General features: G+C 57.8%; 11 protein-coding genes. 2 read left to right on the top strand and 9 right to left on the bottom strand.

Annotated elements, in window-relative coordinates; genetic code table 11:
* Positions 1-45: 45 nt before the first annotated feature.
* The 6 genes from L0664_RS02955 to L0664_RS02930 form a co-directional block, all read right to left on the bottom strand.
* On the bottom strand, positions 46-309 hold the full coding sequence (locus tag L0664_RS02955) for a hypothetical protein (RefSeq protein ID WP_235224135.1): 264 nt from the start codon (positions 307-309) through the stop codon (positions 46-48).
* Between the two features lie 80 nt (positions 310-389).
* Positions 390-2,354, bottom strand: coding sequence for an RNA polymerase sigma factor RpoD (gene rpoD, locus L0664_RS02950; protein ID WP_235224134.1), 1,965 nt, complete (start codon positions 2,352-2,354; stop codon positions 390-392).
* A gap of 145 nt (positions 2,355-2,499) precedes the next feature.
* Entirely contained in the window at positions 2,500-4,455 is a 1,956-nt protein-coding gene (gene dnaG, locus L0664_RS02945) for a DNA primase (RefSeq protein ID WP_235224133.1), read from the bottom strand.
* 25 nt (positions 4,456-4,480) lie between these two features.
* Positions 4,481-5,374: a DMT family transporter gene (locus tag L0664_RS02940; protein WP_235224132.1), complete on the bottom strand. Its 894-nt coding sequence runs from the start codon at positions 5,372-5,374 to the stop codon at positions 4,481-4,483.
* 17 nt (positions 5,375-5,391) lie between these two features.
* A complete protein-coding gene (locus L0664_RS02935; protein ID WP_235224131.1) occupies positions 5,392-5,997 on the bottom strand; it encodes a LysE/ArgO family amino acid transporter in 606 nt (201 codons plus the stop codon).
* Between the two features lie 79 nt (positions 5,998-6,076).
* Complete coding sequence (locus L0664_RS02930; RefSeq protein WP_235224130.1) at positions 6,077-6,832, bottom strand: YebC/PmpR family DNA-binding transcriptional regulator; 756 nt, start codon at positions 6,830-6,832, stop codon at positions 6,077-6,079.
* Between the two features lie 158 nt (positions 6,833-6,990).
* Here L0664_RS02930 and L0664_RS02925 point away from each other — a divergent pair, with 158 nt between their 5' ends.
* A complete protein-coding gene (locus tag L0664_RS02925) occupies positions 6,991-8,769 on the top strand; it encodes an SLC13 family permease (RefSeq protein ID WP_235224129.1) in 1,779 nt (592 codons plus the stop codon).
* Positions 8,770-8,811: 42 nt separating this feature from the next.
* Positions 8,812-9,552, top strand: coding sequence for a glutamine amidotransferase (locus tag L0664_RS02920; protein ID WP_235224128.1), 741 nt, complete (start codon positions 8,812-8,814; stop codon positions 9,550-9,552).
* On the opposite strand, the gene L0664_RS02915 is transcribed toward L0664_RS02920, so the two are convergent.
* From L0664_RS02915 to L0664_RS02905, 3 genes are read right to left on the bottom strand one after another with little or no spacing between them, the layout of a single operon-like run.
* Entirely contained in the window at positions 9,534-11,315 is a 1,782-nt protein-coding gene (locus L0664_RS02915; RefSeq protein WP_235224127.1) for an SLC13 family permease, read from the bottom strand. The two genes, L0664_RS02920 and L0664_RS02915, sit on opposite strands and share 19 nt — an antisense overlap.
* A gap of 21 nt (positions 11,316-11,336) precedes the next feature.
* Positions 11,337-12,266 carry a DMT family transporter gene (locus L0664_RS02910; protein WP_235224126.1) on the bottom strand — a complete coding sequence of 310 codons (930 nt, stop codon included), beginning with the start codon at positions 12,264-12,266 and terminating at the stop codon, positions 11,337-11,339.
* Positions 12,263-13,078 carry a TIGR00282 family metallophosphoesterase gene (locus L0664_RS02905; RefSeq protein ID WP_235224125.1) on the bottom strand — a complete coding sequence of 272 codons (816 nt, stop codon included), beginning with the start codon at positions 13,076-13,078 and terminating at the stop codon, positions 12,263-12,265. The genes L0664_RS02910 and L0664_RS02905 overlap by 4 nt, the downstream gene beginning before the upstream one ends.
* Between the last annotated feature and the right edge of the window lie 34 nt (positions 13,079-13,112).

The raw sequence follows: 13,112 nt of genomic DNA, 5'->3' as shown, positions 1-13,112 counted from the left end.
AAGGGCCGCCCAAGGCGACCCTTTCCAAATTCAATGCCAGGGGGCTTACGCCGCGGCTACAGCAGGCTTTTCTTCTGGCTTCTCAACCACTTCAAAACCGTTTTTCTCAAGCGTTTTCAACGCCTTCATGCCGATCTTTTTGAAATCCTTACGGGCTTCTTTCCACGCGGCTTTACGCTCGTCTGCGGTCGCGTTGGGGAATTCAATCTTGTATCCAGCCAACCAAACGCCACGGCCAATTGTAAGGCCAACGCGTGTGCGCATGCGGTGCTCGGGTGTGCGTTCAATCTTCTTAGCTACTTCAGCCATTTCATTACCTCTTTTTGTTTTTTGTGTGCTCGGTATGAAAGTATTAACAGCGAAACCGCGTTATTTGAAGAAAAAATCAATCACTGGTCGAGGAATGACCGCAAGCGGCGTGATCGGCTCGGGTGTTTCAGCTTGCGCAGCGCCTTTGCTTCGATCTGGCGAATACGTTCGCGCGTCACGCTGAACTGCTGACCAACCTCTTCGAGGGTGTGGTCCGTATTCATCCCGATGCCAAAACGCATCCGCAAAACACGTTCTTCGCGCGGTGTAAGTGATGCCAGAACCCGTGTCGTGGTTTCCTTCAAGTTTTCCTGAATGGCGGAATCCAGCGGCAGCACTGCATTTTTATCTTCAATGAAATCACCGAGTTGGCTGTCTTCTTCGTCACCAATCGGGGTCTCAAGGGAAATCGGCTCTTTGGCGATCTTCATCACCTTGCGCACTTTTTCCAAAGGCATCTGCAACTTGGCGGCCAATTCTTCCGGTGTGGGTTCGCGGCCAATTTCGTGCAACATCTGACGGCCCGTGCGCACCAGTTTGTTGATCGTTTCGATCATGTGCACCGGAATACGGATTGTCCGGGCCTGATCCGCGATTGAGCGGGTAATCGCCTGACGAATCCACCACGTCGCATAGGTCGAGAATTTATACCCGCGACGGTATTCGAACTTATCAACCGCCTTCATCAGGCCGATGTTACCTTCTTGAATAAGATCAAGGAATTGCAGGCCACGGTTCGTGTATTTCTTCGCGATCGAGATCACCAAACGCAGGTTCGCCTCAACCATTTCTTTCTTGGCCTGACGGGCTTCTTTTTCGCCCTTCTGGACCTGCTGTACGATGCGGCGGAATTCGGAAATATCGACACCGATATAGTTACCAACCTGCGCCATTTCCGCGCGCAGATCTTCGATCTTACCAGTGGACCGTTCGATCAGCATCTGCCAACCGCGCCCGGCCTTCTGGCCCATTTCCTCAAGCCACGTTGGGTCGAGTTCACGACCTTTATAGGCATCCACAAACTCGCGGCGATTGATGCGGGCTTGGTCGGCCAGCTTCACCATGTTGGAATCGATCTGCATGATACGGCGGTTGATGCCATACAACTGGTCAATCAGCGCTTCGATACGGTTGTTGTGCAGGTGCAGCGAATTCACCAGTTCAACGATTTCAGACCGCAGTTTCTGGTATTTCTTTTCTTCTTTGTCGGTAAAGCTGTCGTCTTCGTTCAGCGTCGCGGACATCCGTGCGTCCTGCATGTCAGACAGTTTCGCAAAGTCGCGCGCGATCAATTCCAGTGTGTCCAGAACCTGTGGCTTCAACTGCGCTTCCATCGCGGCCAGCGACAGGTTTGCGGCGTCATCCTCATCATCGTCGTCGTCTTTAGCGATGGGGTTCCCATCCGCATCAAGTTCTTGTTTTTCTTCTTTCTTTTCACCATCCGCAGAGGCCACCACATTGGTTTCCTCGGTCTCTTCGGCCAGCTGATCGCCGAACGTGGTTTCCAGATCGATCACATCGCGCAGCAAAATATCTTCGGACAAAAGTTCGTCGCGCCAGATCGTAATCGCCTGAAACGTCAGCGGGCTTTCGCACAGCCCGAGGATCATCGTGTTGCGGCCCGCCTCAATGCGTTTGGCAATCGCGATTTCGCCTTCCCGGCTCAGCAGTTCAACGCTGCCCATTTCGCGCAGATACATGCGCACAGGGTCGTCCGTGCGGTCCAGCTTTTCAGCCTCCGCCCCGCCGAGTGTGACCTCGCGCCCGCCCGAAACTGTCGCCAGTTCCTTGGATTTGCCGTCATCGTCGACTTCTTCGGATTCTTCTTCTTCGGTGACCTGAATGCCCATTTCATTGAGCATGGACATCACATCCTCAATCTGGTCGGAACTGACCTGATCGGGCGGCAACACAGCGTTCAGCTGGTCATAGGTGATCGTCCCGCGCTCGCGCGCTTCGGCGATCATTTTTTTGACAGCAGCTTGGCTCATGTCGAGGGAATGATCCCCGTCGTCGCGTTGCTCAGTGTTATCCTTGGCGGCCATGCGTAGTTCCCTTCGGCTATCGCCCAAAATCAAGGCTAGATGATTCGGGTGATTCGGTTGAAACGAATCAACCAAGACGGTGAGTGATTCGCAATGCCCAGAACGCTTATTTTTCTAGGCCGTTGCGCGTCAGTTAACAGGTGACTTAGTGCGCCTTGCCCCCTTTGGCAAAGTCGATGTTGTCTAAAAGTGCATCAAATGCGCTGCGTTCATCTTTTTTGATTCGCGCACCGTTCCCACCCGTGTGGTATTCGGCGCTGTCATCGTTGTCTTGGCGCCCGGCATTGTTCATGGCGGCGATAGATTGCGCCAATCGCGCGGTAAGCCGTTCGTCAGCCACATCCGATGACAATTCTTCAATGGCGTCTTCGACCTCATGGGCGTGGCCCCTGCGGGCGGTGAGTTTTGCCATCTCTTCAGCAAGGCACATCCGCGCAAGGTCCCCGTTATCAGGGCGACGCACGGCTGGCGTAATTGCCACGTGGGGCTGTGCAAACAGCTTTACAAGGGGATCATCGCCAATCATTTCGATCAGGGCGGGTTCAAGATCATCCGTGGCCTCAACCCGCAACAAGGCATCGCGCAACGCCGCATTGTCTGGCCCGCTGCACAGCATACGTTCAAGCGCGCTGTAAAAATCGCCCACAATATGAGGGTTGCGGATCAGAACGGCCAAAATCACCGCTTCGCGCATATGATCCTCCGACCCGCCGCTCCCCGCGAGGATCGACGCCTTCGTGCTGGATTGCGCCGGCAATTTCGCGCCCTTTGGCGTCCATTTGCCACGCGGCGCACCGGGATCAAACGCCGCACGTTTGGTGCCAAACAGCTCCCAACGCATATCCTTGATCGCTTGGCCGTAATGGCTGCGGATGCTTGGATCTTTGATCAACATGATCTTTTCGCGCAGGGATTTATCCAGCGCCGCCTTGCGTTCAGGGCTGTCGAAATTCTTGCCCTCCACTTCGCGGTCCCACAGCAGTTGCACCATCGGCAGGGCGTTTTCGACCTTATCGCGCATCGCGCCCGTACCGGCAGACTTCAACAAATCGTCGGGGTCTTGGCCGTCGGGCATCATCGCAAAGCGCACGGACTGCCCCGCCTCAAGCAGCGGCAGTGCCAGATCAATCACCCGCATCGCGGCGCGCTGGCCCGCTGTATCCCCGTCCAGCGTGATCACAGGTTCGGGCGACACGCGCCACATCATCTGCAACTGCATTTCCGTTACAGCCGTGCCCAATGGCGCTACAGATGCACCAAATCCCGCCTCGCTCAGCGCGATGACGTCCATATATCCTTCGGCGACAATCAACGGCTGGCCCTTACCGGCGGCCTCGCGCGCGGGGCCAAGATTGAACAAGTTGCGGCCCTTATCAAACAGCTCGGTCTCAGGAGAATTCAGGTATTTCGCGTTGTCCGTCGGGTCCATCGCGCGGCCACCAAACGCAATCGCACGGCCCCGCGCATCTCGGATCGGGAACATGATGCGGTGGCGAAACGTGTCGTATGGCTTTTTGCCCTGCTGGCTGGCCTTTGCCAAACCACATCCGATGATCAAATCCTCTGACACGCCCTTAGCGGTCAAATGATCCCACAGGTTCTGCCAGCCCTGCGGCGCAAACCCGATTTCCCAACGCTCCAGCGCTTTGTCTTTCAACCCGCGCCCCGCCAGATAGTCCCGCGCCTCAGCCCCCGCGCCCGTTTTCAACTGAAGCCGGTAAAACTGCACCGCATATTCCATCACCTCGGCCAGTAGCGTGCGGCGGTCGGCCTTTTTCTGCGCCTCCGGGTCGCGCGCAGGCATCGTCATCCCCGCCTCACCGGCCAAAATCTGAACGGCTTCCATGAACCCTACATTTTCGGTCTCGCGCACAAACGAAATCGCGTCACCCTTAGCGTGGCACCCGAAGCAGTAGTAATACCCCTTGCGGTCATCCACGTGAAAGCTGGCTGATTTTTCCTGATGAAACGGGCACGGCGCCCAAAGATCGCCCTTACCCTGATTCGACTTGCGCTGATCCCACATGACTTTGCGCCCGACAACCTGCCCAATAGACAGACGGGTGCGCAATTCGTCCAAGAATCCCGGTGGCAGCGACATGGGGCCTCTATAGCAGCGTTGACCCTTACTTGGTAGCGTGCACAGCCGGGGTCAAGGCGCGCTTGGCAATGGCTTCGCGCCACGTGATGAAACTGACCGACGCCATGATAACCGCACCGCCAAAAACAACCCAGCCATCAATGCCTTCGTCAAACACAACCGCCCCAAGGATCACGGCCCAGATCAGTTGCAAAAACGTCACCGGCTGCGTCACAGTCAGGGGTGCCGCGGCAAAGGCCATCGTCATCGTCAAATGCCCGGCCGTGGCAAAACACGCGACCAGAAACAACCAGCCGACATTGGCCATACTGACAGGCACCCAAACAGCGGCGGCAAAGGGGGCCAACCCGATGGTCACCGTAATCGACAACATGCCGACAATCACCGCAGGGCTGACCTCCCCGCTCAGCTGTTTGGCAATCAGGTATCCGGCCGCAAACCCGACAGCAGTGCCCAACATCGCAATATGGCCCGTGTCAATTTCACGAAATCCCGGTCGCAAAATCACCAGCGCCCCGATCAACGCCATCACAACCGCAAACATACGCCGCGGCGGCAGCGGTTCTTTCAGGAACAACGCGGCCCCCAGCGTTATGTAAACCGGCGCCAGATAATTCATCGCCGTCACATCCGCGATCGGGATGCGCGCCATGGCAAAGAACCACAAAATCACCGCCAGCGTGTGCACAACCCCGCGCGCAGCAAACAATTTCACCTGCCGGCGTGTCAGATGCGCGGCCAATATGGGCCGGATCATCGGGATCAGAAACACCAGCCCCAACAGGTACCGCAAAAACGCTCCTTGGGCAGCCGGCACAGCGTCGCCGATATGTTTAACAAGTGCGGTCACGGCAACAAAATTCAGGCCCGTCAGGACCATCCAGAACACACCGATAAGGGGGCGATTTTGCGCAGGCATAGCGCGACTAGACGCCTCTACCCTTTGAAGATCAACCCCAAAGCAATGGCCCACATCACACAGCCGATCAACACCTCAAGAACCCGCCAGGACACAGGGCGCGCCATGATCGGGGCCAGCAGGCGCGCACCGTATCCAAGCCCGAAAAAGAACGTAAACGAAGACGTCACAGCCCCCGCCCAAAACGCGGTCGCAAACCCGTCAAACCGCGACGCGATTGATCCGATCAACAACACCGTATCCAGATAAACATGCGGGTTCAGCCACGTAATCGCGAGGCAAAACAAAACCGCCGCCTTCAACGTCGTCCCCGCCCCCTGCCCCGGATCAAGCGCTGCGCCCCCCTGCCATGCGCGCCAGAAACTGAACGCGCCATACGCAAACAAAAACGCAGCCCCCAACCACAACATGGCAGGCGCCAGCGCAGGCAAGGCTTGCGTCAGGGCGGTAAAACCGAACACGCCGACAGTGATCAAAATTGCATCAGAAACCGCGCAAACCAGCACCACCGCCAGCACATGTTCGCGCCGCAACCCTTGCTTCAGCACAAAGGCGTTTTGCGCCCCGATTGCCAAAATCAACGAAATCGCGACACCAAAACCGTTAAGATACGCCGTCAGCATCGCGCCCCGTTTCTTTGGTTCTTAAATATCCAAAGCACCACGGTTACCGCCTACCGCACAGCACGAAGGGCGCGCGAAATCACCCATCGCCCTCAGCATAGGCCTGCATAACCTCATCAGGCGCGTCCATGTTGGTTGTGACTTTCTGGATGTCATCATCATCCTCAAGCGCCTCAACCAGGCGCATCAGCTTTTCAACACCTTCAAGGTCCAGCTCGGACTGGATGTTGGGCTGCCAGATCAGTTTGGTGGATTCGGATTCGCCCAGCTCCGCCTCAAGCGCCGTGGACACATCGTTCAGATCGGTATCCGCGCACAGGATGACATGGTTTTCATCATCGCTTTGCACATCTTCCGCACCTGCCTCGATCGCGGCCATCATCACGGTATCAACATCGCCCACGGACGCAGGGTAAACCACCTCGCCTTTACGGTCGAACATGAAACCAACGCTGCCGGTTTCGCCTAAATTGCCACCGGATTTGGAAAACGTAGATCGCACCGTGGATGCCGTGCGGTTCTTGTTGTCGGTCATCGCCTCAACGATCACAGCGACACCCCCGGGGCCATAGCCCTCATAGCGGATCTCATCGTAGTTTTCTGCGTCCCCACCAATCGCCTTTTTGATGGCGCGGTCGATGTTGTCCTTGGGCATCGAAAGCGACTTCGCCTCTTTGACGGCCATGCGCAAACGCGGATTATTGTCCACGTCAGGATCACCCATCTTGGCAGCAATCGTGATTTCCTTGGACAGCTTGGAAAACAATTTGCCGCGGATTTTGTCCTGACGCCCTTTGCGGTGCTGGATGTTTGCCCATTTTGAGTGGCCGGCCATGAGGGCTCTCCCGTTAAATTAAATCTGTGGTTGCCGCCCTCTATAGGGCACGCAGGCGCGGGGCTGCAATCCCATGCAATACCGTATCACGCCCATACCAGACCCATACCAGACCCATACGCTTTCCATACCGCCCAAAACAACGTTACACAGGCGGAATGACAACAGATCAAATCATCCTCTTCACCCTGTTCGGTTCCGTGTTCGGCATGCTGCTGTGGGGCAAATTCCGCTACGATATCGTGGCCTTCACCGCGCTAATGATCGGCGTGGTCCTCGGCGTGGTGCCAACCAAAGACGCGTTCTCTGGCTTCGGGCATCCGGCGACGATCATCGTGGCTTTGGTGTTGGTGGTATCTGCTGGATTGGTGCGCTCGGGGGCGGTATATCTCATCACACGAACGCTTGTGGATGCATCGCGAAAACTTGGCGCGCATATCGCCATCATGGGCGCGATCGGCGGGGTTTTGTCGGCGTTCATGAACAACGTCGCCGCCCTCGCGCTGCTCATGCCCGTGGACATCCAAACTGCGCGCAAAGCAGGCCGCGATCCCGGCCTCAGCCTTATGCCGCTGAGCTTTGCGACGATCCTCGGCGGCATGGTCACCCTCATCGGCACGCCCCCGAATATCATTATCGCCTCTATCCGCGAAGAAACATTGGGTGAGCCGTTCAAGATGTTTGATTTCGCACCCGTGGGCGGCATCACAGCCATCGCAGGCCTCATCTTTGTGGCCCTGATCGGTTGGCGCCTGATCCCCGAACGCAGCGGAAAACAAGGCGGCGAAACCCTCGAAAGCTATACCGATTACCTCGCTGAACTGACCGTGCCGGACGGCAGCAAACACATCGATAAACGTGTGTCCGAACTCTATGAAGCCGCTGAAAAGAATGACGTTTCCATCATCGGTTTGATCCGGGATGGCAAACGCCTATACGGCACCAGCCAGGACCGCGTGATCAAAGCCAAAGACATTCTTGTCATCGAAGCCGCCCCCGAAGCACTGGATGAATTCCGCGCCGCCCTGTCGCTCGATTTTTCGGACGCAAAGCGCGAAAAAGTGTTGTCCACAGCCGCCGACGGACTAACCAAAATCGAAGTCATCGCGACAGAAACATCGCGGATCACCGGCAAAACCGCATCCAGCATCGGGCTTGCATGGCGCCAACGCACGGTGCTGATGGGCCTGTCGCGCAAGGGCAGACAGGTCAAAACGCAAATGCGCAAAACGGTGATCCAGACGGGTGACCTCCTGCTCTTGCTGACGCCAAGTGATACCGCGAACGACGTCACGGAATGGCTGGGCTGTCTGCCGCTGGCGGATCGCGGCGTGTCTGTCACGGCCAATTCCAAAGTCTGGCTGGCCATCGGATTGTTCGCCGGTGCGGTTGCGCTAGCGTCGTTCGGTTTGATCTATCTGCCGATTGCTTTGGGTCTTGTGGTTGTCGCCTATGTGCTGGCAAAAATCGTGCCCCTGTCCGAACTCTACACACACATCGAATGGCCCGTCGTTGTCCTGCTCGGCTCGATGATCCCGCTGGGTGCCGCGCTTGAAACATCCGGAGGCACGGAACTGATTGCAGGCGCACTCGTGGATCTCACCGCAGGGCTCGCGCCATGGATCATTCTGACGGTTCTGATGATCGTCACGATGACCTTGTCTGACGTCCTGAACAACACCGCCACCACCATCGTCGTCGCCCCCGTTGGCATCCAGATGGCGCAGTCGCTGAACGTGTCACCGGACCCGTTTTTAATGGCCGTCGCCGTCGCCGCCTCAAGCGCGTTCCTCACGCCGATTGGCCATAAAAACAACACGCTGATCCTTGGCCCTGGCGGATATTCTTTCGGGGATTACTGGCGCATGGGCCTGCCGCTGGAAATACTTGTCGTGGCCGTGTCGATCCCCTCGATCCTCGTGTTCTGGCCCTTGTAACTTCATCTAGGCCTACAAACTCCCGCCGGAGGCTCCCTGACGTTGAAACCCTTTCTGATCCTGCAATTGCGCCCCGAAGACGAGGCGAGCGATGATGAATACGCCGCCATCCTGCGCACCGGTGAACTTGCCCCGGCGAACACCCATCGCATCCGCCTTGACCGTGATCCCTTACCCGATCTGGACCTGGCCCGTTATGCAGGAACAATCGTCGGCGGCGGCCCCGGTTGCGTGTCCGACGCCCCCGCAGATAAAACACCGATTGATGCCCGCGCAGAGGCCGCGTGCCTGTCCCTCATGCCCCAGATCACAGACAACGACCTGCCGTTCATGGGGTGCTGTTATGGCATCGGTATTCTTGCGCACCATCTGGGTGCCGATGTGTCCAAAGCGCGCTACGGCGAAGCGGTCAGCGCGGCGACCTGCACCATGACGCCTGACGGAGCCATCGATCCGGTCCTGACAGGATTACCTGCCCAATTTGACGCCTTCGTTGGCCACAAAGAAGCGGTCCAGAACCTACCGCAAGATACCAAGCATCTCCTGTCAGGCGACGCCTGCCCGTTCCAGATGATACGTTACAAATCAAATGTCTACGCCACGCAGTTCCATCCGGAAGCAGACGCAAACGGTTTCGCGACCCGCATCCGTATTTACAAAGACAAAGGGTATTTTCCGCCCGAAGATGCCGACGCGCTGACAGCCATGGTCAACGCCGCCGACGTGTCCCACGCCCCGCGCATCCTGCGCAATTTCGTCGCGCGTTACAGCGGCCAGATGTAGGGGATCACGGCGGACGCCAAGATGCCGATGCTCAGGTTCAAAGGCACGCCTACCTTCAGGAAATCGCTGAATTTGTAACCGCCGGGGCCATATACCAACGTGTTCGTCTGGTATCCGATGGGCGTTGCGAAACTGGCCGATGCGGCGACCATCACGGCGACAACCAAGGGGCGCGGATCATAGCCCAGTTCAATCGCCAATCCGATGGCAATGGGCGTCACCACCACCGCAACGGCGTTGTTGCTGACCATTTCGGTCAACACGCTGGTCAACAGATAAACCGCCCAGATGATCAGGAACGGCGGCAACATCCCAAGCGCGGGCGCGACCCCTTCGACAATCAAAGATACCGCCCCGGATGCCTGCAACGCGGCCCCAATGGCCAACATTGAAAAGATCAGCGTCAACAGCCGTCCATCTACGAAACTGAACGCCTCATCCGCATCAATGCAGCGGGTGATCAGAACAATGGCAACGGCCAGAATGCTCAGCAGGAAAATAGGCGCGACACCAAAGGCCGCCAGCCCGACGATCATCACCAAAGCGGCCAGCGCAATGGGGGCCTGCGCGCGCCGATACGCCCGCGCGGACGGGTGGGACACATCGACCAAATCCATCTCCGTCGCAAGGCGCTGAATGTCCTCGCTCGATCCTTCTAGCAGCAAGGTATCGCCAACACGAACCACCAGTTCATCCAATTGCCGCCCGATGTTCTGGTTGCGCCGATGCACAGCCAAAACATAAACCGCAAAACGGCGACGCAAGCGCAGCGCGCCCAGGGTACGGCCAATCATTTTACAGCCCGGCGTGATCAAAACCTCGACCGTTTGGGATTCAACGGCCGAAACCTGATCCACGCGGCGCAGGTCTTTGGTGGCTTGCAACGAAAGCAATTCTGTCATCGCCGTGCGCAACACCACGCGGTCCCCCACGGCCAGTTCGACGCCTTGCAGATTGCGGCGCAACGATTGGTCGCCGCGCACCACATCCACCAACCGCACGCCTTCGCGTTTGAACAATTGCACACCCGTCACTTCGCGCCCGATCAGGTTGCTGTCAGGGGGGATCACGGCCTCGGTGAAGAACCGCATTTTGCTGCGATCCGACAACAGGTTCGCCATGCTGTCGCGGTCCGGCAAAAGGCGTGGCGCAATCACACCTAGATAGATCATCCCCCAGATGACCAGCACGATGCCCAGCGGTGTGACCTCAAAAATCGTGAACGGTTCCAACCCCTCGGCGCGGGCCACACCATCCACCAACAGGTTCGTAGACGTACCAATCAACGTCAGCGTGCCGCCCAAGATCGCGCCGTAAGACAGTGGGATCAGCAGTTTTGACGCCGACAACCCCATGGTCTTGGCCAATTGCACAAAGATCGGGATCATCACGACGACAACAGGCGTGTTTGACACAATCGCGGACGCGAACACAACAAACGCCATCAAAGCCGCCAGTGACACCATGGGGCGGTCCTTTGCATTGCGTTCAGCCAGTGCCGTCAGCGCATCCAGCGACCCCGTGCGCACCAAGGCCCCCATGACAATAAACATTGCCGCAATCGTCCAAGGTGCCGGGTTGGACAGCACCGAAAGCGCCTGATCATAGGGCAAAACACCGCTGGCCAACAGAAGCGACACACCCGTCAGGGCCACGACCTCGGTGGGATATGTTTCGCGCAAGAACAACACAAACATGATCGCGACAACCGTCAGCGTCAGGACCGCTTGGCCCGTTTGGGATATGTCGAAAATCTCAACCACGGTGTGCCTCGCCGTTTAGGTTTATGCAGTGTCGCGCGACGGGTCGGTGTGCGCAAGGGATGTCTGCGACGGGCGCACCAAGGTCAAACCAATCAACATCAAAACAAGTGCGGCCCAAACCCATGATGAATATCTTTCACCCAACAAAACCATCGACCAGATCACGCCAAATCCGGTGACCAGATAGGCCGTTTGGCTGGCAAACACTGCGCCCGACCGCCCCAACAACCACAGATACCCCGCATAAACCAACGTGTGGCTTGTGGATACAGCCACAACCGAAAAGCTGGGGATATCAAAGGAAAGCCCCCTCAGTTGGCCCGTGATCAGCGCCATGATGATCGACACAGGCAAAAAGATCGCCGATGCGCCCGCAAAAGCCTGAAGCGGGTGCATGCCCGCCATGCCGCGCGCCGCCGTAAGGGTAGAATTGATTGCATAACACAACGGCGCCAGTGCCGCGACGCCCACTGCCCAGACGGGCCAGTCGGCGCCGCTTGTTTCTGTTTGGGTGCGTGTCAGGATGATAATTGCCATGGCCAACAGGCCCAAGGTCACGCCCCCGACGCGGCGCGGTGTCAACGCCTCACGGCCGATCAGGCCGGCGATTGTCAACGCAAGGATCGGCACCAGCGCAAGGATGATCGCCATTAGACCCGCCGGAAGATGGGACACCGCCGTAAAGGTCGCAAAATGCGGGATCAGGTTGCCCAAGACCGCGACCTGCCCGCAAAACTGCCATTGCGCCCGCCCTTTCGGCAAACCTTTGCGCGCGGCCAACGCCCCGGCGAGACCCAGCGAAATCGCGCCTTGCCAGACCATCATCCCGAACGGTTCGAACCCGCCATTCACGGCGATCTTGCTGATCGGTTGCATCATCCCCCAGACGACGCCAAATGTGACCAGAGCGATCCAGGGCAGTGCAGCGTGGCGGCTTAGGCCGTCGTTCATTGCGGGCCTTGCTGGCTTAACCGCCCGCCTTGGCGCACGGCCTCAACGCGGGTGGCTTTGCCTGTGCGATCGTCGGTTTCCACGTAGATGCCAGACAACGTCGCTTCGCCTTTGGCGGGTTCAAACCGCGATTTGGGCATGCCCGTGATAAAACGGCGCAGCGGTTCGGCCTTGTCCATCCCGATGACCGAATTGTAATCGCCGCACATGCCCGCGTCGGATTGAAACGCAGTGCCACCGGGCAAGATCATCGTGTCTGACGTTGGAACATGGGTATGCGTGCCAACCACAATAGACGCGCGGCCATCGCAGAAATGCCCCATAGCCATTTTTTCGGATGTCGCTTCGCAATGGATGTCAATCAGGCTGGCCTGCACGTTGCCGCCCATCGGATGCGCCTTCAGCACGCTTTCCACCGCGCTGAACGGGTCGTCAAAGGCGCGTTTCATGAACACCTGACCCAGCACTTGGGCGACCAGCACCTTACGACCGCGCGATGCTTCGAACACGCGCGCACCCTTGCCCGGCGCGGCCTTGGAATAGTTCAGCGGGCGAATAATGCGCGGATCGGTTTCACAATATTGCATCATGTCCTTTTGATCGAACGCATGATCGCCAAGGGTCAGCACATCCGCACCCGCATCCAGCAGCGCCTTGGCGTGGGTCGCGGTCAGCCCCGCCCCATTTGACGCATTTTCCCCGTTCACCACGACAAAATCGAGCTTCCACTCCTCGCGCAGCTTGCCCAGCCGTTCGATGATTGCAGTGCGGCCTGCGCGGCCCATGACGTCGCCAAGAAACATGATTTTCATGGAATGGGTATTCCAAGCGCGCGGGCCAAGGGCA

The sequence above is a fragment of the Octadecabacter dasysiphoniae genome (genome assembly GCF_021532615.1).
GTDB classification, from domain to species: Bacteria; Pseudomonadota; Alphaproteobacteria; order Rhodobacterales; family Rhodobacteraceae; genus Octadecabacter; species Octadecabacter dasysiphoniae.
Note: the sequence above shows the minus strand (reverse complement) of the source record. Positions and strands in the feature narration are given on the sequence as shown.

Excerpts from the sequence above, each read along its gene's own strand:
- rpoD (WP_235224134.1), bottom strand. The coding sequence starts at position 2,354 with ATGGCCGCCAAGGATAACACTGAGCAACGCGACGACGGGGATCATTCC.
- L0664_RS02925 (WP_235224129.1), top strand. The coding sequence starts at position 6,991 with ATGACAACAGATCAAATCATCCTCTTCACCCTGTTCGGTTCCGTGTTC.
- L0664_RS02910 (WP_235224126.1), bottom strand. The coding sequence starts at position 12,266 with ATGAACGACGGCCTAAGCCGCCACGCTGCACTGCCCTGGATCGCTCTG.
- L0664_RS02905 (WP_235224125.1), bottom strand. The coding sequence starts at position 13,078 with ATGAAAATCATGTTTCTTGGCGACGTCATGGGCCGCGCAGGCCGCACT.
- L0664_RS02940 (WP_235224132.1), bottom strand. The coding sequence starts at position 5,374 with ATGCCTGCGCAAAATCGCCCCCTTATCGGTGTGTTCTGGATGGTCCTG.
- L0664_RS02930 (WP_235224130.1), bottom strand. The coding sequence starts at position 6,832 with ATGGCCGGCCACTCAAAATGGGCAAACATCCAGCACCGCAAAGGGCGT.
- dnaG (WP_235224133.1), bottom strand. The coding sequence starts at position 4,455 with ATGTCGCTGCCACCGGGATTCTTGGACGAATTGCGCACCCGTCTGTCT.
- L0664_RS02955 (WP_235224135.1), bottom strand. The coding sequence starts at position 309 with ATGGCTGAAGTAGCTAAGAAGATTGAACGCACACCCGAGCACCGCATG.
- L0664_RS02935 (WP_235224131.1), bottom strand. The coding sequence starts at position 5,997 with ATGCTGACGGCGTATCTTAACGGTTTTGGTGTCGCGATTTCGTTGATT.